Source organism: Paenibacillus woosongensis, assembly GCF_030122845.1.
Classification (GTDB): domain Bacteria; phylum Bacillota; class Bacilli; order Paenibacillales; family Paenibacillaceae; genus Fontibacillus; species Fontibacillus woosongensis_A.
Map to the genome: position 1 here is coordinate 5038437 of NZ_CP126084.1, position 20951 is coordinate 5059387.

Sequence of the window (20951 nt, forward strand, 5' to 3'; positions counted from 1 at the left end):
TCACCTTGTGCAACATTTCCATAAACACTCCCGTCTTGGTTTGTAGAATTACTTACAATCCAAGTCGAGAGGAATGCCAATGATGAATACTACTTTGAGAACTTCGCTGGCCATGCTGGCTTTGTCCACGGCGATCATAGCTTCTGGCGCTGCAGCGGCAGAGCCGGCAGCCAGCCAGCCATCGGCCTCAGCAAATATCGCGCCGATCGTTTCCTCGCCGCAGGCATCAGCTATCGCTATTGAAATCGACGGAGCGCTTCAGCCTGGGGCGGCCTACCAAGCACATGGCGGGGAAGCCACAATGCTGCCGCTCCGCGCTGTTGCGGAGCTGCTGGGTTATACCGTGAAATGGAGTCAAGCGGATCGTTCCGCCATCATAAGCAAGGACGATATGAGCGCAGCCGTCACGGCTGGAGCGAAGGAATATGGGCTTAACGGGATCAGCGCCTCTCTTCCCGCCGCTCCTGAGTTAACGGGGGGACAACTGCATGTGCCGTCCGCCTTTGTCGAGAATGCACTGCATGCCTCCGTAGCGATCAGCGCCGATTCCGTCTCTATTACAACGCAGGCGCAGCAGCCAGAGCAGCCGTTGCAGCAGCAAACCGCCCAGACCACCGGCGTTATTACTGCCATTCAGGATGACGGGAAATACGCCTCGGTTCATATCCAGGGAGCCTGGCCTGACGGGCTTGTTCTGAAAGTCAGCGAGGACACCGTATATCAACGCGCTGATGGAACGAAGCTCCAGTGGTCGGATCTGCGGCTCGGGATGACCGTGAAGGCGGAGCATTCGCTAGCCATGACCCTCAGCCTGCCGCCTCAGACGGGAGCCTACACCCTCACCATACTAGACGCCGAATTGCCCGGCGAACTGCTCGGAACCGCAGGGACGATCGAGGAAATCCGCACGGATGAGCAAGGACATGCCAGTTATCTGGTCAAGGGCCAAGGGTTGACTGACCTGTCCCAGAATGACATCGTTCTTCGGCTCAGCGACGATACGGCTATCGTGGATAAAAAGGGCAAGCCTGTAGAGCCGGGCTCCATCGAGCAAGGTACTAAGGTCATCGGGTTTTATCAGCCCGTCATGACGAAAAGCCTGCCCGCGATCAGCCAAGCGGTTAAAATTGTAGTAGAAACCGAGCTTCCGCAGCAGCCATAATGAATAACAGACGCCCCGCAGTTGGAATCATTATCCACTGCGGGGCGTCTTGCCGTATCTCTATCAGTTCTCCGCATGCATCTGCGGCCTTTGCCGCGGTTGGCCCGCAAGCTGCCTCTGCTCAGGCGCGATCCCAGTGGCGATGAGCCGCGATGGCCTCAATGAAGCTGGCTGCAAAATTGCTGCCGCTCACCCCCATAACGACACCTGGGCTGTTCTCCATTTGCGGCTCCAGCCACTTCATGCCGCCCGCGGCTGCCCCAATCGGCTTATAATGCGAGTAAGCCTCCTGAATCAAGAAAGCCGCCTTCCGATTCGCGTCAGCAGAAGCGAGCTCTCCGCCAAGTGCGTAAACCGCATCAAACAAGACGGAGTCGGCGGTCAGGAACGTATGCACGACCTCGCATTCCGTATTCTCCGATCCGTGGAGCACGCCAAGCTTGTCAGCTCATGGCTGTTCCAGATACAAGCGCTGGGCCGTTAGTGATTCTTAACGTTCCCCACGGCACCCTTATGAAGGGGATACACCTTCAAACATACCGACACTATATCAATCGCAGTCACAATGGCCACGATAGATATCAGCCAGTGCTGACTCCCGCCCCAGATCGTCTGAACCCATTCAAATGCCTCGCTGCCCGGAGTCAAAATACTTAACTGCACAAGTTGATCTACAAAATAAGGGTTCCAAACCTCAGAATCTTTGAACATAATCACCAGCAAAATAAATGTGACCGCATTTAATGCCACATGAGACAGCATCACACCGTGCGTCCATTTGCCGAAAATCATCTTGACCGATTCCTTCAGTATGCTAAGCGCCGTAAGCCCCCAGATGAGCGGTAAATACCGGGCAAAGTTCTCTACATTGAAAATGGGCACGACTTCCCTGAAGTTCTCCCGAAACACAATCACTCCGATCAGCTCTACCGAGAACGTGAACAATACGGCGAACAATACGGAGAAAATAATCCCCACGATAGGCTCACTGCGCTTAATGAGCAGCCTGCGGTCAGGGATCTCCGGCAAGTCGGCAAGAGACCATTCCCGCTTGCTTTTGTTCAAATCCTCCGGCTTCACGCCAGCGTACTCAATAATGGCAAAGGAAACCGTCACCCAAGCGAAGCCTTGTACACCGATGGTTATGATCGATACGATATATGAGATAAAATGCTGCGGCGTCTCCGTTGGCGTAATGAGAGCTTGAACAGCAAAGCTCACCGAAAGCCCGATGCCAATGGAGATCAGGACAATTCGCAGTACCGAGATATAAGCGTCGAAAAATCCGGGGCCAATCAAATATCTTGGCCGGGCGCGGTATTGATCCGCCAGCTTATGCGGACTTCCCAGCTCCCGGAGCACCGCCTCAATGTCGTCATCCGTCACCGGCCCGCCCTGCGTGCGCTCATCCAGCATGTCTTCAATCAGACCCTGCAGCTCCTGATGAATGTCCTCTCTCTGCCCTTCGGGCAGCTTCTGTGTTACGGCATAAATATACCTCTGAACATAATCCACGGGCCACTCCTCCTCAAAATTCAACTCAAATCAAGCAAGCCTTCCACGCTGTGATTCAATTCACGCCATTCCGCGCTCAGCCTGCGGTATACCTCAGTTCCGAATTCGCTCCGCCGGTAATATTTCCGCGGCCGGCTCTCCGTCGTATCCCACTCGCTGTCCAGCAGCCCCTGCTTCTCCAGTCTTCTTAGCAAGGGATACAGCGTGCCGGGGTCAATAGACATGCCCTTCTCTTCCAGGATCATCACCAGCGAATATCCGTACTGGGGCTCTGACAGCTGGCTGAGCACGCCAATAATGATCGTTCCCCGCCGCAGCTCCTGCAGTAATCCATTCACGACCTCTTGAATGTCAGTCATCTTATCAACTCCTGCTCCCAATATACTGTATGTCACACACTATTGTAAAGTGCATAATATTATTTAATTTATAGCCTCATAAAAAAAGCATGGGCAAGATCCAGGGATCTTACTCATGCAAGGCAGGCTGGACATGATTCAATTTATAGGGATTAAGCAGCAAAAATAAATTTTGGATGCGGTTCGATCCGCTTGCCCATTGGAAGCATAATATGCCCTATTCTGCAATGGTTGCACCAAGCCTGCACCTCCTCCCAACGCCAAAAAGAAGCCCGGGAAGGCTTCCTTTCGGCATTTCCTATGTTATTTTACCATTTTATGACTTGAAGCAGCCAGGGAAAAGCCCTGATGAGATGGCCAGGCGATTCCAGCTGTTAATCGTATTTATGGCAATCAATAAATCTACGTACTCACTCTCGGTAAAATACTGCCTCACCTTCTCATAGACCGGCTGCGGCACTCCTTCAACCGAAATATTCGTCACGCATTCCGTCAGCTCCAGAGCGGCCCGCTCCTGATCCGTGAACAGATGCGGAACTTCCCGCCATACGCTGAGCAGTAAAATCCGGTCGGCATGATTCCCCATCGCCATCAAATCCTTAGCATGCATATCCAGGCAGTAGGCGCATCCATTGATTTGAGACGCGCGAAGCTTGATCAGCTCATTCGTAACGGGATCTACACTGCTCTCCCTGGTGTATTTCTCCAGTGCGGACATCGCTTGATACGCTGGGGGGTTAGCCTTCTGAAAATTCAACCTTAGACTCATTCATCCATCTCTCCTCATCATGTGATACAGAGTAGACAATGGAGCCCCCGATTTTGTGACACCTCCCCCTTCCTGAATTGACGCCTTTGCCTGTAGTAGCTACTATTTGGAGTGGGAGGTGTTTATAACCATGACGACATTATTGCTGCTCGGAGCGGTCATGATGTTCCTGGCCGTTGCTTTAGGGGCGTTCGGAGCCCATGCATTGAAGAAGAAGCTGTCCGAGGATATGATGAAAATTTATCAAACCGGGATCCAGTACCACATCGCTCATGCGCTCGGCTTGCTGCTGTTAGGCCTGATTTCTGCGCAGACCGAATCGGCGTCACTGATTGTGCTGGCTGGCTGGTTCCTGTTCGCGGGAATCATCCTGTTCTCAGGCAGCTTGTACGCGCTAAGCCTGACCGGCATCCGCAAGCTAGGAGCGATTACGCCGCTGGGTGGCGTGGCCTTCCTGATCGGCTGGGTGATTACAGCGATCTCGGTAATTTAACCGGCGGGTCCTCCGGGTTCAGCAAGCCATACTTCGACTTAACCCGGGTAAGGATTCGCATCCATACCCCGGAGAATAGCGTAAGAAAGAAAACATTCGACAACGCGTGGGCCAAATCGAAGTAGAAGCTGGCGACATAAGCCGACACGAATACTGGCCAGGACAATGGATCATAGAAACCGATCAGGAACCATAAATTCATGATCCAGCCAAACAGAAATCCCCAGAGAAATCCGAAGAGATTTCTGCCCCACATCCGTTTCATCCATAAAGTATCCTTAAGCAGCCCTGCCGTAAACCCGATCATTCCCCAGCAGAACATCTGCCACGGTGTCCATGGCCCTTGGCCCAGGAATATATTCGATACGACGGCGGCGATGCTGCCCACCAGAAATCCCGTCTCAGCTCCAAAGGCAAGCGCTGCCATAATAATGACAAAGGACGTCGGCTGCACACTAGGGAGCGGCGCAAACGGTACCCGGCTCACAGCCGCGATGGCCCCCAGCATTGCGACAAGCAGGATCTCCTCCGTCCGCAGCCTTTTTCTCTCGAAGCGGATAAAAAAGGGGATGATTGCCAGCCCAATAATCAGGAAGCTGAGCGGGAGATAATACTCCTCGAACCATAACACGGCAGCCAGCAGAACAATCACGGCAATGATGCTGCCGGCATAGACAAAACGTTTTATTTTTCCCATGGCATCCCTATATCCTTCATGGTAATCGCTGCGGGGAAGAAGTCGCCCGCCGTACGATGAATGATGGTCGTATAAAAGTAATTGTTCCGCAAAAAGTTTCTCGTCTCCTCTACCGCAACCAGCTTGCCGTCAAACAGCAGCCCGCAGCGGGTCGCGTAATTGGCCGCAAATTCGATGTCATGACTGACCATCAATATGGTTGTGCCCTTCTCGCGGATGGATTCAAGCTGTGCCGCCAGCTTCATTTTGGAGGTGGGATCAAGTCCCTTTGTCGGTTCGTCGAGCAGCAGCAATCGCGGCTCTGCCAGCAGGACGAGAATCAGCGCTGCCTTTTGCTGCTGCCCTCCGCTGAGGTCTAACGGATGCTTGTCCAGTGATCCCTTCAGCTCAAACAGCTCCAGCAGCTCATCTAACCGCTCCTGCCTGCTCATAGCAAAAGTTTGGCCCTGCTGATGTCCCTTGCCGGAGCCTTGCTCCAGCCGTTCGATGCGATCCTTGAACTGTGCCCCCACCGTATCCCGCGTGAAGTAAAGCAGCGGATTCTGGGCCACGTAGCCAATTAATCGGCTTCTCTCAGCGGTGCTGCTGCGCAGCAAAGACTTTCCCGCCAAAAAAATGTTCCCGCGCTGCGGTTTCCTGGCGCCCGCAATTTGGTGCAGAAGCGTAGATTTGCCTGAGCCATTTCCGCCGAATAATGTAAAGAATTCCCCTTGATGAATATGCAGCGAACAGCCCTTCAGCACGAGAGGCGCGTTTTTTTCATAGGTAAAAAACAGCTCCCTGCATTCCAACAAGGGCGTTCCATGCCTTCCGGCCTGCTGTTCCGCTTGCTGCTGCGCTGTCTGCTCTGCGATTAACGGGACGGTTAATGCTGCGGCTAGCGATTCGCTTGGCGTATCAGCAGAAGCTGATGATGCCTCAGACGACGATTGAACCTGGTTTGCAGGCACCTTAGCATGCTGGCTAATCCATTGCCGCCCCGCCTTGACGGTAAGTGGAATGGGCGCCTCCGTCCCCCTACGGGCAGCCTCTCCGCCGGCTCCTAGAAATAATCGGCAGACAGCGGGCAGATAAGGGATAAAAAATCCATCCCGATCGCTCCAAATTTTACGGATGACTTCCTGCGGAGCACCAGCGTAAGCCACCTCCCCCGCCTTCAGCATGACAACTTGGGTAGCAAGGGGGAACAACTCCTCAACTCTATGCTCGCTAATAATGATCGTAATGGACAGCTCTTCGTTGATCCGGGCGAGTAATTGAATGAACTCCTTGGCGGCAATCGGGTCAAGCTGTGCCGTCGGCTCATCCAGCAGCAGTACTTTGGGCCGTAAAGACATCACGGAAGCCAGGTTCAGAATCTGCTTTTGGCCCCCGGACAGTTCATGCACCCCCAGCTGCAGCCAGCCTTGCATGCCGAAGAACTGAACGAGCTCGCCGATTCTCCGCTGAATCTGCTCCGCAGCGTAACCCAGGTTCTCCATCGCGAAGGTAAGCTCCTGCCATACCGTATTCATGACGATCTGACTGTCCGGATCCTGAAAGACCATTCCGATTTCTTCGATGGAATGCCTTGCATCCAAATCGTCCTGCAAGTTTCCCCGGTACCGTATTTCGCCCTGCCGATGTCCTTCCGGCCTAATCTCCCGCTTCAGCTGGCGAAGCAGCGTCGTCTTTCCCGATCCCGAGGGCCCGCATAATAATACGAAGTCTCCCTCTTCAACGGTGATATTTATATCCGCCAGCATCGCTTCTGATGCTTCCGGATATTTGAAGCTTACATGTTCGATCTGATATAGCGCCAATGCAGCCACTCCTTCCCATTCATCACAAGGGGGATGGCCAGGAATACAGCATAACTAAGCAAATGAATTCCCAGCTGGGACGACCACTGCCATGTCTGCAGCCGGGGATATACCTCATAATGATTTACGCCAAACAAAGCGCCGATCACGATATTCAGCCCCGTTATGATCATCATCCACAGCACGAGCTTGTCCCGGCGATCCATCCGGTAGACTGTGCCGCTGCTTCTTGGCCCGATCCCATAACCTCTTGCCCTCATGGATCCGGCCGTCTGCAGCGCTTCCTCCAAGGACCAGCCGACGAGCGTATGCATCGTCTCCATTCCCTCCCTCATCAGATGCTTCTTGCTTCCTCCCGCGTGTAAATAACCCATGGCCCTTTGAATCGTCATAATTTGCTGCAGTCTGCGGGTCAGCAGAGGGACGAAGCGAAGCGTTACAGTTATCACAAAGGCCGTCCGCGGTGCGTACGGTGTAAGCAGATACAACAGCTTGTCCGGTGTCACGACCAAATTAAAGGCCACGAAGGCAAGCAGCATATTAAGCAGTGATAGGGCAAATATCGCGCCATACACGATGGCTTCCATCGTAACAGGGCGATCCCAGATGTAGAACAGGATCGTAGCACCCCGGCTGGAGAAAAACGGATTCGAAATAAATATGACAAAGGCGATGAGCAAGTAGCCTTTAATTACTTTTTTCAAGGCCCTCCCCCCATCGAGAGAGAAGAGGAGCGCTACAACGCATATGAAAGACACCAGCGAATATACAGGGTGCTGGAACATCATGCAGGCTCCCAGCAATACGAGGAAATACAGCATGCTTAATTGGGGATGCAGCCCTGTAAACCCATAGACCATATCAGCTCTTCCCATCCCATAATCCGTCCTCTGCGCCAGCGCCCAGATCTTTGCCTAAGTCTTCCGTGTACAGCCACCGAATGTCATCGCCGGGGCTCAGCGGCCATATTCCCGCACTCCGGTTCGGGAATTTGCCGTTGACGCTGTACATCCATCCGCTGCCCGAGCCTTTATCAAATTCATATAAATTGTCAATGCCCTGCACGTAAGCTGTCGCTCCGCTTCCGGTATACTCCATTTGCAGCTTCTGGCTGCGGGTAGCCTTTTTCAGTACGTCCAGTACAGTCTTGGAATCGCCGATATCTACCTCGATCGTCCCCATAATTGTTCCGATATCCGGTGATCCAACGATTGTTAACGTAACGGAATCACTGGAGCCGGCTGCTGTCTCCTTGGCACTGTCTTTGCTGGGCTTCGCCCCGGTACTTGGCGGCGTAGAAGATGCAGCTGTTTCCGAACCGCTCGGAACGGATTGAGGCGTAGCACCCTCTGCTGCGTCAGCCATTTTATCCTCATCGGCTCGCTTCCCTTCACCGGTCTTACTGCCTGCACCCGACTGCTTTCCGGCTACCTCACCGGAAACAGCAGTGGCTGGCTCTTCCGCCTTTGCTGCTGACTCACCGGCCGTGTCTTGTACAGCGCCCTTGTCACTGGATTCAGCGAGTGATGTCTCTCCTCTGCCCTCAGGCTGTAAAGCTGAAGACGGCTTTTCCTTGTCCGGTACCGCCTCTTGTATCGGGCAAGCCTCCCCGTTCTCCGAAAAGTAATTCCTGGAGTCTGTTTCGGCAGACTGAGCCTCATTACGGGACGCCTCGACAGATGCATTACCAGATGCATCACCGGCTGAACCAGTCCGCTCCGGGTTGCCACTTCCGTAGAACCATACCGCAGCTAATACGATAGCGATAACGGCCAATAGCCCGAAAAATTTGTTTCTATTCTGCCATAATGTCCTGCTCCATTTCGGCATATGCCCACCCCAAGCTATGATAATCGTATAAATAGGGAAAGAAGGAGGCTTAAGTCTCCTTCTCCCGGTTAATGCTATGGATTGATCATGGCGTGCATTTTCACGATCACGACAGCAGCCATTTCTCTAGTGACTTGCTCGTGCGGCCGGAAATCGTCGCCGTCTCCCGACATGAGCCCGGATTGAACAGCCGAATCCACATAAGCGGCAGCCCAATCGGATACTTGCTCACGGTCTTTGAGAGTACGGTTCGGGGCTGTGCCCTCCCCTGCATTCAGCAGCATTTGCCCTTGCATGCGCACAAGAATCGTAGCCATTTCCTGTCTGGTTATTTGTTGATTCGGCCCGAAATGATGATCGCTCAAGCCGGAAATCAGACCTCTCTCCTTAGCCGCAGCTACATATCCGGCGTACCAGGAGCCTTGGCTGACATCCTTGAAGCCCGCCGTATTTGCAGACGGCTGTTCGCCTGCCAGCTTGACGACCAGTACCGCGAATTCCGCACGGGTCAAACCACGTTTTGGTTCAAACTGCGGCGTCGCCGTTCCGGTTCCTGCCATCAAGCCCAGCTCGGTCGCTTTTTCAACCGCTTCCTTGGCCCATGCAGATATGGAAGCTTGATCCCCATATACAACTGGAGCCGGTTTGGAGACGGCAGGTTGTATATCGGACATATCGAACAACGGGCTTTGCTTCTTCAGCATCCGCTCATACGCACTAAGCGCCATTAGCCCCTGGTGGGTTGCCATATAATCGCTAGCTTCTCCTGCCGTATGGGCGAAGCCGCCATCCTTGTTCACAAATGCCTGCAGCGCTGTGAGCAGGTCGCCGCCGCTCTTCACGAACCGCTGATCGTCCAGTGGAATATTAAGGCTGGACAGGGCAATAATCACTTGCGAAATGCTCTCGCTCGTCTCGACGCCCCACGCTTTAAAGCCTCCACTGGCGAGCTGCTGCTGTGATAGCCAGGCCAGCGCGTTATCCGCAGCCGCTTTGACCTCTTTGCGGTTCTGGTAGTTCGCCAGAGCTTGCAGCGCCATGGCTGTCATATCGATATCGCTTTGGCCGTTGGACGACTTGCTGATCGGGAATCCACCATCGGTGTTCTGCTGCTGCAGCAGCGAAGCGACCAGCTTGTCCCGTGTCCACAGCGCATCGTTTGGAATATCCGCCTTGGCTGCATCTAGGGACAGCAAAGCGAATACGAGTCCGTTTGTACCCTGATTCATCATGCGCGCATTGTTGTAGATTTTCTCCAGCAAGTCTGTCCCCGCTACGCTGCGCGGGTCCTTGCCGATTGCGGCAACAGCCAGCACCATGCGCTCGTAGTCCGTCACTAAGCGGAAATCACCGTTGTTCTCGCGAACATGGCTCTCGAGCACCGAGTAATACTCCGCAGGCACTTGCTTGCCGGAGCGAGCTAAGGCCAAAGCGTCCCAGTCGTTAAAATTATCGTGCTTGGCGAAACTGCGATTGTTCAAAATCCAAGCCGAAGCCTTAGCAATTGCTGACTTGATACGCTCCAGAGAAGCCGTTTGCTGCTCCGGCGTTGCCGCTGCGGCTTGTCCTAAGGCTCCTTCGGCAGCGCCAATGCCAGCAGGCCCGCCAGCTCCAGGTGCTCCGGCGCCCGGTGCTCCTTGTCCGGCGTCTTCGTCTTCAAGATCTTTGCCGAGATTTGTAGTATAACGCCAGCGGAGAACATCGCCGTTCTGCAGCGTATACAGTCCTGCGCTGTAATTTGGAAATACCCCGTTTACCTGATACATCCAGCCGCTCACAGGCCCTTTGTCAAACTCGCCTAAACCGTTTATTGCTTGAACATAAAGGGTAGCATCTGAACCGATGTAATTCATAGAAATACCGCGCCCTTGCAGCGCTCTCTTTAGGACTGTAAATGCGGTATCTCCATCCTGGAGCGTAACCGTGACAGGCGCAATAATGTCACCTTCGCCAATCGTGTGTTTCTCTACAGACAAAGTAATTGTACGCACAGCTGGAGGAGTTACTATGCCGCCTCCTGTACCCGGATTGCCGCCATTGCCAGGCGTGCCTTCCCCATTGCCGGGAGCTCCGCCATTGCCAGGAGTGGTACCGCCGTTGCCCGGACTACCTCCTTGTCCAGGAGTATCCTTGGTCTTCAGGTCGTAAGCGATGAACTCCGTGAAATGCGTTGTCTTGATGACTAAATCCCCACGATCGTCTGCATAGGCATATACATCTTCCGTTCCTTGCGAGGAGTCGTTGTATTTCGGAATCGGATGGAAGCTTCCATCGCTGCCGATCCAGCCGGCATGCCTGCTGCCCTGCCCAATCAGCTTCAACGTTACATGACGGCTGAAATCAATCCGATCACTGCCGCCGATCTTCACGCGAATCGCAATCTGAGTAAGTTCCTCGTTCGTTAAAGACAATACGGCGTTTACCTTATTAATCAACGAGTTATCCGTGGAGCTCAGCTTGCTCGGCAGTTGAATCTGGCGATTCCAGCCTGATGTAATGACCTCAGTATTTGGTGCAATATCAAAATACGTACTGTCTGTAACTGAAGTGACCTGCGGCAATTGCGCTTTAGTAAACTCTAGGATGACCCTGTCTTCTGTCAACGGATCTCCATATGACCCGTTCTCAAAATGAGTCTCACCATCTGGAATTGAAATGATCCGTTCGTGAACCGGCCCGGAGGAAGCCGGAACAACTACGTTCACTGCCTCGCTGTCGCTTTGCCCGGCCAAGGCATCTGCCAATGCCTGCACGGATATTGTGCCTTCGGCTGCTTGGCCTGTAAGGGCAATGTTAGCCAGCTGGTTATTGAGCAGGGTTACGCCCGCAACCTGCAGCCCTGTCGTACCAGTGTCAATAAGCCAGTGATTTGCCTGCTCTGCAGCCGGCGTAAATGTATCTCCTACCAGCTTGATTTCAATCGCCGGGTTCAAGGCTCCATGACTGATTTCAGATGCTGCTGGCGTTATGCTCGCCCAGCGGCTGTAATAGAAATGTACCTGATCGCCGGGCTGAATAACATAATCGCCCGCTCCGACTAAAGGAGCAACACCATTGACGTTGTACATCCAGCCGTCCCAGCCGCCCAAAGTTCCGGCGGCCTGTCCGCCAATCGCCGTGACGTAAGCATTGCTGCCGCTGCCCGTAATGCTGTAACTGATCGGCGGCACAGCGGTATCAAGACCCTGCTTCATCACATCAAGCGCTGTAATTTCTCCGCCGTTCGAGGCTACCGTGACAGTCTGAGGCGCATACAGCTCGCCGTCCATTCCGGTCACTTGCAGCTGTGCTGATATACCCGGCTGAACCGGCGTCGTTTCAGCGATACGATACCAGGTCGACTGCCCATGCTGGATGTCGAGCAGTGCAATAAGCGCCTGCTCCGTAGACATGCTGTTCATTCTCGTGTCGGCAGCTTTCCATTTGAAGGAGCCGTCAGCCAACTGGAACAGCGCATAGGCATCCAATACCGAATGGCCGTTCTTGATCCACTCGGAGGATAATGCATCGTCGCCTACAGCCACCAGTCCGGACACTGTAGTCGACAGACTATTCGAATTGTCTCCGGATCCCCATGTCCCGGGTGAGTTAAACCCGCCATGATCGAGCTGCCGCTGCTTCAACAGCTCCTTTGCGCGCTGAATAGCGCTGTCCACCGCGCTCTGCCCCTGGTATTTGCCAAGCGCCAGCAACGCCATACCGGTCATGTCCGTATCGCCGGACGACCCAGTCGGTGTTAAACCGAATCCGCCATCCGCATATTGGCAAGATAGCAAATAGTCCAAAGCTTTCTTCGCCGCCGCCGCATCCCATGTGCCTACGTCCGCGCCGAGTTTGACCCCGGCATCCATAGCAAGCATAGCCCAAATATGCTTGTTAACGCCGCCGATCGCCCCTGTAGCAGGATTCTGCTGTGCTGCAAGCTCAGCCCATAAATTTCGATCGGTCTCCCAAGCATGCGCCGGATCTTTCCCCATAGCCAGCAGCCCGAATATGTATCTGATATGCTCGGTTCCCCCGTTATTGGCCGCTAAATTAGGCGCCGTCGTCTCCCAGGAAGGCAATCTCCAGCTTCCATCCTGCAAATCTTCTCCTGCGCCCCATAAAGCTACCAGCTCCCACCAGGACTCGATTCGTTTCGTCGAGCCGGCATCACTATACTGCTTGGCATAGTAATCCACAGTGCTCGCAATCATACTGCTCAGCTGCGTGTTGCTGGTTCCTCCCGCCGCCTTGGCGAGCTGAGGATTCACTAGAGACAACAGCAGCATGAAGCTCATCCATAGAGGCAAGCTTCTCTTCATCCAATTCTTCCAACTGTTCAACGTCCGCTCTCCTTTACCATCCTTTTTTGTGGACAACAAAAAAAACACCTTTCCCATAGAGAAAGATGTTTCCGAAGATTTGTCCGTGTAGCACTATACACACTCGGCCGCTCCAATGACTAAACACGACGGCAGCAGCACGAATAAACATCTCCATCTCATCCTCGTGAGAAATTACAGAGCCCTTACACGGCAGGTCTCCTGGCTTCGCATCATCGCTTCAACTATCCCCTTCCCGTTGATGATCAACAGTGGTTTTATGATAGTCAGCTCCGCGTTACAGTGGCGGGACCGCGTCGAATTTTCATCGAACTTCCCTATTAAGCTGCGTCATAATACATTATGGGCAGCACCGTATAAGTAGAATATAAAATTGATTTGATTCCGGGTTATTGTATCAGATTTCACGGGTTTAGACAAAGGTTTTTCTGCATTGCTATCGCGATAACGGTAATTGGGCCAATCATCGCTAGAATTGTTCTGGCCCGGCCGCTTTCTTCAAATAACCCGTTAGCCTTCCCCGGCCTAATCAAACCGCTGCGTCTTATACCACTTGCTTTCCCGATGCATGATTTTGTCCATGATCATGTTATAAGAGGCACGGAGTGAAATGACAAGGAATAGCTGTGCGTAAGTAAAATACGTAATACAGGACAGTACGAAGTTCCGGACGTTGCTCTGCCCGATATCGGAAGCCAGGGCAAGGTTGATCTGCAGTACGTACAAGTAATACATCAGCGCCCAGGCGAAGATCAGATAAATGTACACATCGCCTTCAAACTGAAAGGGAGACAGCACCTCCGGTTTAAATAAAGCGATGAGCCAGTAAGCGATGTTGACGACAATGATCAGGTCGGAAATCACGATCGTGACCAGAAACCAGAAATAGCTGGCCATATAATAAAGGACATGCAGCTTGATGCGCCAGCTCGAAGGCTTGAACAAGTGGTGAAAATTGTCCAGTACGACCTGGTAGTTCCCTTTGGCCCATCGTTCGCGCTGCTTCATATATACGGATAGCTGCTCCGGCTCCTGCTGGTAAGCCTCGGCCTGCGGGGCCAGCGCAATAAGCTGGCCCCTGGAGAGAATTTCAAACGAAATGGCCGTATCCTCGGTCAGCGCCTGCTCGTCCCAACCGCCGATTTCTTTGATCAGCGACGTTTTGATAATAAAGTTCGTGCCCGGTATCGTCCCCAGCTTGAACAGCTCCCACATGCCGGTATGGAGCACCCGCTGCATCGTCACCAGCTCCAAATTAATGCACCTGGATAAGAAGTTCTGCCCCCGGTTCCGGGCCTTGTTGCGTCCAAACACCGCCCCGTACAATTCCGGCTCCTCCATCGCCTTCTGCACGAGAAAGAGCAGCGAATTTTTCTCCGGCGCAGCGTCCGCGTCAAAAATGCAAATCCACTCCCCGGTGGCATGCTCCAATGCATCGTTCAAGGCGCCTGATTTGCCGCCCGTTCCTTTACGCTCCATGATGAAGAAGTCCCGATGCTGGTACATGGGCTGAGCCTTAAGCGCCTTTAGCCGCCCTGCTGTATTATCCGTGCAGTTATCCGCCACGACGATAAACTGAATTTTGTGCTCGGGATAGTTCAGATGGAGAACATGCCTCGCCGTAGCCGTGATGACAAGCTCTTCGTTGTGGGCTGGAACGATCACGGTCACCGTGGGGAAGCCTTCCATATCGGCAGGCATTGTCAACGGCGTTATACTCTGCCGCCATACAAAGCGAATGGCTCCGGTCATGATGATGATCGATTGAAATACGGCAATCCAGATGCTAACCATGCACAGTATCAACAATACATCAGCCACTGAATTTCCCCCGATCATATTTTTTATTTACTCTGTTCCGAAATACAAGGGTAGCAACCGTTAAAATGACAACAGTCACCGCAAATATGAAGCTGACTCCAATACATAATGGAATGAACCAGTCGACGTACGACGCCATAAGCAAATCCGGCACCTCCCTCCCGAATCCAGGGCAATCCCTCTAGCAATTAAATGTACTCCCCTATCAAATCCGTTTCGGAATATCTCTCCAGTGCAGCGATAATTGCGTCGATATCCTTATACTTGCTGAACTGCTCCTTCTGGAATACGATCGTTCCCGCGCGAATGACGAGCTTAAGGGGGCGCCCATTTCTATCCAGGAAATGAATATCCATCAGGGCCAGCTTGATCCGATCCGCCAACGCCTGCAGGAAGTCATGGTTGGTCATCGGGCACAGAATGATAAACCTGCCCTGCTCCAGGGAAAATTTATAATCCTCATAACGGATCTGAGTCTGAATAATGCTCGATAGCTCCTGCAGAAGCAGGGCATAACGCTGCGAACCTAGCAATTCCTGCACCAGCGGTAGAAAATCGATTTTGAACATCGCCATGCAGAAGCTGTAGCGTTCTGAGTACCTGTTGGCCAAATTAGACTGCTTGACGACAATTTCGGCCAGCGCCTCTTTGTTGCCGAGTGCCGTATCGAGATCAACCTGCGGTGTACGCTGCTCCAGTTCTGCCAGCCGCTGGATGACGATCTTGCTACGAATTAGCGCCGATTTGATTACAGCGGCAATACCAACATTGGCCGGTACAAGCAAAATCCACAAAAAAGCCAAAACATCCAGACGCGCAAAAGTCGACAACCATACAAAATACCCGACCAGGAACACGAATACTCCGACGACGGACACCCCTAATGGAAGTATCAGCCCGATCAGCAGTGCCGCCAAGGCCGCGATGCTGAACGCAAATTCCGCCCCGGTATAGCTCTGCTCAAGATAAACGTTGAGAAAGACGAAAAACTGCTGTACGATCGCCAGTAAAATAAGCAGGATATAGCCCGATGCCATGCGATATGCCGGTATGTTGCGCCTCATAATCAACCTTCCTTCTATGTCGTCATCAGCCCAAGGAGAGTTCTGGCTTACAATCCATGGATGTAAAAAAATAGGCATTCCCATATAAAGCCTCATACGGGAAGTGCCGTATATTTCGATCTTTTAATACTATATTCTACAGATTCAAACTATACACTTTCTGAACAATTACCCTAAATTAAGGATTTTGCAAAGCTGTCTCGGCAAGTAAAGGAAGAATATTATCAAAAAAATGGGTGTTCTTGTTAAAAACATACCCGCCAGAAAAGGATGTGTCCTTATTTTTAAGGGATATCATTTGTTTGCTCAACTGCTTGGCCCATTCCTTATCCCCGCATTCCAAGGCTAGCAGTATGGCAAGACCATACACCGATGGCGATTCGTAAGAGACCTCCGCCGTGCGGGTTGCCCGGTTATAGCGTCCTTTAATGCTTTTCTGCTGGCTGAGCTCCTTCTTCAGGAATGAGATAAGGGGGGTCGGCTTCTTGCCCAGCTCTGCACGGTGAATGCCTATCATTAATTGATCGATGAGATTAACATCGTCGCCGTATGCATATTTCTGCTCCTGAACATCGTAGGTGACCGGAAAGAACACGCCGTCATCCGGCATTTCGGAGAGTAAGCGAACGTATTGCTCGTAAGTGCCCGAATCGATAAGCTGGTGATCCTTCATCAGCTTAAGCACCGCTATATTCACATAAACCAGGCTCAGCGTTGTAGGGGATTCATCCCTCGCAAAGTCGTGGAAATCGACGAAATAGCCGTTGTTCTGCACATGCATCTGCAGTGTGTCCGATATTTCTCTTGCCGCAGCTAAATATTCGTCTTTTTTCCAAAGCTGTGATGCCTCTAGCAGACTGCCGATAATACGGAAATCGTCACCAAGCGCATTCGTATTTACCTTCACCCGGCCATCCGACTCTATCTTCCAGACAATATACTTCTCCGACGTCAAAAATCGGCTGTTCAGCACCTCATAGCTGCGTTCAAACAACGCTTGATCCCGCTTCTTTACGGCATACTGCATCCAAAATCCCAATGACTCGGAAAGCGCCTCGCGCCCAGCCACGATATCCGGATCAGTGGAGGCTCCCGGCTGCAAATAAGTGGCTAAAGTTCCATTTGCATTTGTCATATGCTTCGTAATAAATTCCTCTGTGGACGAGCCCACACTCTTCACGGCCTCCCCCTTGGAATACACGGTGACAGCTGCGGATAATCCTAAAATAACTACCATGAATACCATCAGCAGCTTTGTCCAGCTATAGTGCCATACGGTCATTACTTTCACCTTCTCCTACTTGGGTCTAAACCCCTCTTGTTCCATTTTCATGATACCTAAGGCCCAAACTTTGGACTTCCATTATTATTTTATCCTATATTTTCTTAACGCGCTGTAAGTATTTCATTTATAACCCGGAAGGGTTCCATATATGTAAAAGAAGGCAAAAAACTCTCCTTTTAGGAAAGGAGAGTCTTGCGGGTTAAATTTAAATTAGTGCAATTGCGAGCAGCGTGAACAGGCTTAACGTCAGAATCTCATTGCCGAAAAATCCCGGGCGAAAGGCCGAGGTTCTAACGACGCCCCTACCATCGGGACGCAAATAAACATTTTGGTAGTCTACATTCGTTATCGTCCCTGTATACTGCTGTCCATCTATGGTTAGAATGCGAACCCTCTTATCTTTGCAGTGCAAACAAGTATAATAGGCTTCAACCACAACCCTCATCCTCCTTTTTTAGATCACATATTAGTTTATGAGGAGAATGAGGGACGGTAACGGCTTAGGTCTACTTAAGATATTCTTCTGTCCTTCTTAATTTGCTTGCTCCGCAGTTGACCGCAGGCGGCATCGATATCCGTGCCGTGCTCCAGGCGGACGCTGCAGTTGATTCCCTGCTTCTTCATCACATCGTAAAAGGCCAGGATCGACTCCTTGCGGCTTCTCTGGTATTGGCCGTGTTCATCGACCGGGTTATATGGAATGAGGTTGACTGTAACCCCGTTTCGCCGGTCGCCAATCAGCTCGGCGAGCTCCTGCGCATGCTCTGTTCCGTCGTTTACGTCTCTTAGCAAAATGTATTCCAAGGTCACCTTCCGGTTCGATTTTGCCAAATAGTAATCTATAGCCTCCATCAGCCTTTCGATCGGAATGGCCTTGTTGATCTTCATGATGCGCGTCCGCAGCTCATTGTTGGGGGCATGCAGTGAAATCGCCAGGTTGACCTTCAGATCGGAGTCGGCAAACTCAATGATTTTGTCCGCGAGGCCGCTTGTGGATACGGTAATGCGGCGAGGCCCGATGGCCAGACCCTTGTGGTCCTTCACCGTGCGAATAAAGTTGGATACGTTCGTAAAGTTATCAAACGGCTCGCCGATGCCCATAACGACGATATGGCTTACCCGTTCCTCCTGTCCAGCTTCATCCAAATGGAACTGTACTTTCATGATTTGTTCCACGATTTCTGCGCTCGTTAAATCACGGCTCTTCTTCAGCAATCCGCTCGCGCAGAAACTGCAGCCGATATTGCAGCCGACCTGAGTGGTGACGCAGACAGAGAGACCGAACTTATGCCGCATCAACACCGTCTCAATCAGATTCCCGTCCGCCAGTTTAAAGAGAAACTTGACCGTTCCGTCCGCAGACTGCTGCTTTACCTGTTCTGTCAGCGTCTCCATCACGAAATTCTCTTCCAGCAGCGCAACAACCTCAGGCTTGACATCATTCATATCCGCGAAGCTGTGTACCCGTTTGCGGTAAAGCCAATCCCATACCTGGAGCGCGCGTGATTTCTTGTGTCCCCGCTCCTCCAGCCAGGCGATCAGCTGATCTAACGTAAATCCATAAATGGATGATATATTCATCATATTTTCCTCTTTTCAGAACTTCAAATTCTGATTATTATTGTCCCAAATCTTTTTTATGAAAACAAGGCTCTATTTCATGAGAAATATATCCGAAAGTGTAACTTTGTGACCCTGTTAACGTCTACATAATTAAATGGACGGCGATTTAGTCAATTTCTAGGGAACCCTTCAGGGTAGAAACGGAGTTGTTTGCGCTTATGACCGGAAAAATCGTCTTGGCTGGAGGAACTGGCTTCATCGGAACTTATCTCAGTAAGAAGTATCAGCAGCAGGGGTATGAAATCATACATATTTCTAGACAGCCAGGCCATATATCATGGCGGGACCACAAGGGAATTGTACATGCGTTGGAGCAGGCGGACATGCTGATCAATCTGGCGGGAAAATCCGTCGACTGCCGTTATACCGACAAGAATAAAAAGGCCATCATGGACTCACGTACGGAGACGACCCAGCTTCTCGGCGCTGCCGTGCTTGCCTGCAAGCAGCCGCCTGCCCTCTGGATCAATTCCAGCACGGCCACGATCTACAGACATGCGGAGGATCGGCCCATGACGGAAGCTGGCGGCGAGATCGGAACTGGCTTCTCCGTCGAGGTGGCCCAAGCATGGGAGCAGACCTTTTTTGCCTTTAAATTGCCGGCAACCAGACAAGCGGCGCTGCGGATTTCCATCGTTCTTGGAGAAGGCGGGGGCGTCATGACGCCGTACAAAAACCTCGTCCGCTTCGGGCTTGGCGGCATCCAAGGCCCGGGAACCCAGCGGTTCAGCTGGATTCATATCGAGGACATTTACGGCATTATTTCGTTTCTGCAGGCCAGGGAGGATTTGAGCGGCGTGTTCAATTGCGCCTCTCCGAACCCTGTCACCAACCGGGAGCTCATGAGCGAAATGCGGCGGGCGATGAACCGCAAATTCGGTCTGCCTTCGCCGAAATGGCTGCTGGAGCTTGGCGCCGTCATGATTCAGACGGAAACCGAATTAATTCTAAAGAGCCGCTGGGTGATTCCAGAGCGATTAGAGCAGGAAGGCTATGAGTTCAAATTTCCCCGGCTGGATCAGACGTTGCGCAGCATTCTTCATTTAGCCGAAGATTGGAGATAGGAAGATGAGGCTCACAAAAAGATGGCAACGCATATTAGTAGTTGTGCTTATTTTGTCAGCAGTGATCTATTTGAACAATACCTCCCTGCTGACTAAGGAGCGCAGCGGGTCACCTTTCCTGCTGGCGCACCGCGGTCTTGGTCAAACGTTCAGCATGGAGGGCATGGAGGGAGATACTTGCACGGCCACCCGAATTTTCGAGCCGGAGCACCCTTACCTGGAGAACACCATCCCTTCCATGCAGGCTGCCTTCGATGCCGGAGCGGACATGGTGGAACTGGATATTAAGCCGACCAAGGATGGCCAATTCGCCGTGTTCCATGACTGGACACTGGAATGCCGGACGAACGTGCAGGGCATGGTCGGTGATTATACGATGGATGAGCTGAAGGATATCGATATCGGCTACGGCTACACGGCGGATAACGGCGCGACATACCCTTTTCGCGGGAAAGGCATTGGGTTGATGCCGTCGCTGGATGAGGTGCTGGAGCATTTTCCGAAAGGAACTTTCCTGCTTCATATTAAAAGCAATGACCCGGAGGAGGGCCGCCAGCTCGCGCAATATCTTGCGGATCTGCCAGAGGATCGTTTGCATGACCTGACAGTTTATGGAGGCGATGAACCTATAGCTGCCTTGCAGGGGGAATTGCCCGGGCTGAGAGTAATGTCAAAGGCTACACTCAAAAGCTGTCTGCTTGCGTACGAAGGGGTCGGTTGGAGCGGTTATATGCCTTCGGCCTGCAGAAACACGCAGCTACATATCCCCTTGAAGTTCGCTCCGTGGCTATGGGGGTGGCCAAATAAATTTCTTAACCGGATGGATGACGCCGGTACGCGGGTAATCGTTGTCGCAGGCAGCGGGGAGTGGTCGGAAGGATTTGATACCGTAGAGGATTTAACAAGGCTTCCCAAAGGCTATACCGGCGGGATCTGGACGAACAGGATTGACCGGATTGCGCCGGCGTTACTGCACAATAAATGAAGCAGGATAAGACGACATAGCAAACACCCCGCTAATTGCTTTAGCGGGGTGTTTATGCATAATGGATTTACTCCGGCGGCTGGGAACGGCGTACAGGCTGACGGCTTCTTTCCGCAGCGCGCCAGTTCCTGGGGCCTCGAGGGCGGTCAACCACATG

The 20951-nt window shown here is 52.2% G+C and carries 18 protein-coding genes and 1 riboswitch; of the genes, 4 read left to right on the forward strand and 14 right to left on the reverse strand.

The genetic code is table 11. From position 1 onward, the window contains the following. Positions 1-82: 82 nt before the first annotated feature. Complete coding sequence (locus QNH46_RS23175; protein ID WP_283926209.1) at positions 83-1162, forward strand: copper amine oxidase N-terminal domain-containing protein; 1080 nt, start codon at positions 83-85, stop codon at positions 1160-1162. Positions 1163-1283: 121 nt separating this feature from the next. On the opposite strand, the gene QNH46_RS23180 is transcribed toward QNH46_RS23175, so the two are convergent. The 4 genes from QNH46_RS23180 to QNH46_RS23195 form a co-directional block, all read right to left on the reverse strand. Beyond that, the gene (locus QNH46_RS23180) at positions 1284-1595 is read right to left on the reverse strand and encodes a type 1 glutamine amidotransferase family protein (protein ID WP_283926210.1); all 312 of its coding nucleotides are present in this window, start codon (positions 1593-1595) and stop codon (positions 1284-1286) included. Between the two features lie 47 nt (positions 1596-1642). Beyond that, positions 1643-2677 carry an HAAS signaling domain-containing protein gene (locus QNH46_RS23185; protein WP_283926211.1) on the reverse strand — a complete coding sequence of 345 codons (1035 nt, stop codon included), beginning with the start codon at positions 2675-2677 and terminating at the stop codon, positions 1643-1645. Positions 2678-2697: 20 nt separating this feature from the next. Beyond that, the gene (locus QNH46_RS23190; RefSeq protein WP_283926212.1) at positions 2698-3036 is read right to left on the reverse strand and encodes a PadR family transcriptional regulator; all 339 of its coding nucleotides are present in this window, start codon (positions 3034-3036) and stop codon (positions 2698-2700) included. Between the two features lie 316 nt (positions 3037-3352). Next, the gene (locus tag QNH46_RS23195; RefSeq protein WP_283926213.1) at positions 3353-3805 is read right to left on the reverse strand and encodes a carboxymuconolactone decarboxylase family protein; all 453 of its coding nucleotides are present in this window, start codon (positions 3803-3805) and stop codon (positions 3353-3355) included. A 130-nt stretch (positions 3806-3935) separates the two neighbouring features. Between QNH46_RS23195 and QNH46_RS23200 the strand changes: the two genes are divergently transcribed. Continuing rightward, complete coding sequence (locus QNH46_RS23200) at positions 3936-4298, forward strand: DUF423 domain-containing protein (RefSeq protein WP_283926214.1); 363 nt, start codon at positions 3936-3938, stop codon at positions 4296-4298. On the opposite strand, the gene QNH46_RS23205 is transcribed toward QNH46_RS23200, so the two are convergent. The 10 genes from QNH46_RS23205 to rlmN all read right to left on the reverse strand — a co-directional run bounded on the left by QNH46_RS23205 (position 4276) and on the right by rlmN (position 18703). Next, the gene (locus QNH46_RS23205) at positions 4276-4995 is read right to left on the reverse strand and encodes an ECF transporter S component (RefSeq protein ID WP_283926215.1); all 720 of its coding nucleotides are present in this window, start codon (positions 4993-4995) and stop codon (positions 4276-4278) included. The two genes, QNH46_RS23200 and QNH46_RS23205, sit on opposite strands and share 23 nt — an antisense overlap. Beyond that, positions 4983-6797, reverse strand: coding sequence for an ABC transporter ATP-binding protein (locus QNH46_RS23210; RefSeq protein WP_283926216.1), 1815 nt, complete (start codon positions 6795-6797; stop codon positions 4983-4985). The genes QNH46_RS23205 and QNH46_RS23210 overlap by 13 nt, the downstream gene beginning before the upstream one ends. Further along, the gene (locus QNH46_RS23215; protein ID WP_283926217.1) at positions 6770-7672 is read right to left on the reverse strand and encodes an energy-coupling factor transporter transmembrane component T; all 903 of its coding nucleotides are present in this window, start codon (positions 7670-7672) and stop codon (positions 6770-6772) included. Before QNH46_RS23215 ends, QNH46_RS23210 begins: the two co-directional genes overlap by 28 nt. Then, on the reverse strand, positions 7659-8627 hold the full coding sequence (locus tag QNH46_RS23220; protein WP_283926218.1) for a DUF4430 domain-containing protein: 969 nt from the start codon (positions 8625-8627) through the stop codon (positions 7659-7661). Before QNH46_RS23220 ends, QNH46_RS23215 begins: the two co-directional genes overlap by 14 nt. A gap of 74 nt (positions 8628-8701) precedes the next feature. Continuing rightward, positions 8702-12952 (reverse strand): S-layer homology domain-containing protein, encoded by a 4251-nt coding sequence (locus tag QNH46_RS23225; protein ID WP_283926219.1) that lies wholly within the window; start codon positions 12950-12952, stop codon positions 8702-8704. Positions 12953-13126: 174 nt separating this feature from the next. Next, a riboswitch (cobalamin riboswitch) is annotated at positions 13127-13324 on the reverse strand. A 153-nt stretch (positions 13325-13477) separates the two neighbouring features. Beyond that, positions 13478-14773, reverse strand: coding sequence for a glycosyltransferase family 2 protein (locus QNH46_RS23230; protein WP_283926220.1), 1296 nt, complete (start codon positions 14771-14773; stop codon positions 13478-13480). 188 nt (positions 14774-14961) lie between these two features. Continuing rightward, a complete protein-coding gene (locus tag QNH46_RS23235; protein ID WP_283926221.1) occupies positions 14962-15837 on the reverse strand; it encodes a diguanylate cyclase domain-containing protein in 876 nt (291 codons plus the stop codon). 178 nt (positions 15838-16015) lie between these two features. Continuing rightward, entirely contained in the window at positions 16016-17119 is a 1104-nt protein-coding gene (locus tag QNH46_RS23240) for a glycosyl hydrolase family 8 (protein ID WP_283926222.1), read from the reverse strand. 208 nt (positions 17120-17327) lie between these two features. After that, positions 17328-17558: a hypothetical protein gene (locus QNH46_RS23245; protein WP_283926223.1), complete on the reverse strand. Its 231-nt coding sequence runs from the start codon at positions 17556-17558 to the stop codon at positions 17328-17330. A 74-nt stretch (positions 17559-17632) separates the two neighbouring features. Further along, positions 17633-18703, reverse strand: coding sequence for a dual-specificity RNA methyltransferase RlmN (gene rlmN, locus QNH46_RS23250; RefSeq protein WP_283926224.1), 1071 nt, complete (start codon positions 18701-18703; stop codon positions 17633-17635). 200 nt (positions 18704-18903) lie between these two features. Here rlmN and QNH46_RS23255 point away from each other — a divergent pair, with 200 nt between their 5' ends. Then, positions 18904-19809, forward strand: a complete 906-nt coding sequence (locus QNH46_RS23255) for a TIGR01777 family oxidoreductase (protein WP_283926225.1) — start codon at positions 18904-18906, stop codon at positions 19807-19809. A 4-nt stretch (positions 19810-19813) separates the two neighbouring features. Next, complete coding sequence (locus QNH46_RS23260) at positions 19814-20794, forward strand: glycerophosphodiester phosphodiesterase family protein (protein ID WP_283926226.1); 981 nt, start codon at positions 19814-19816, stop codon at positions 20792-20794. The last annotated feature ends 157 nt before the right edge of the window (positions 20795-20951 follow it).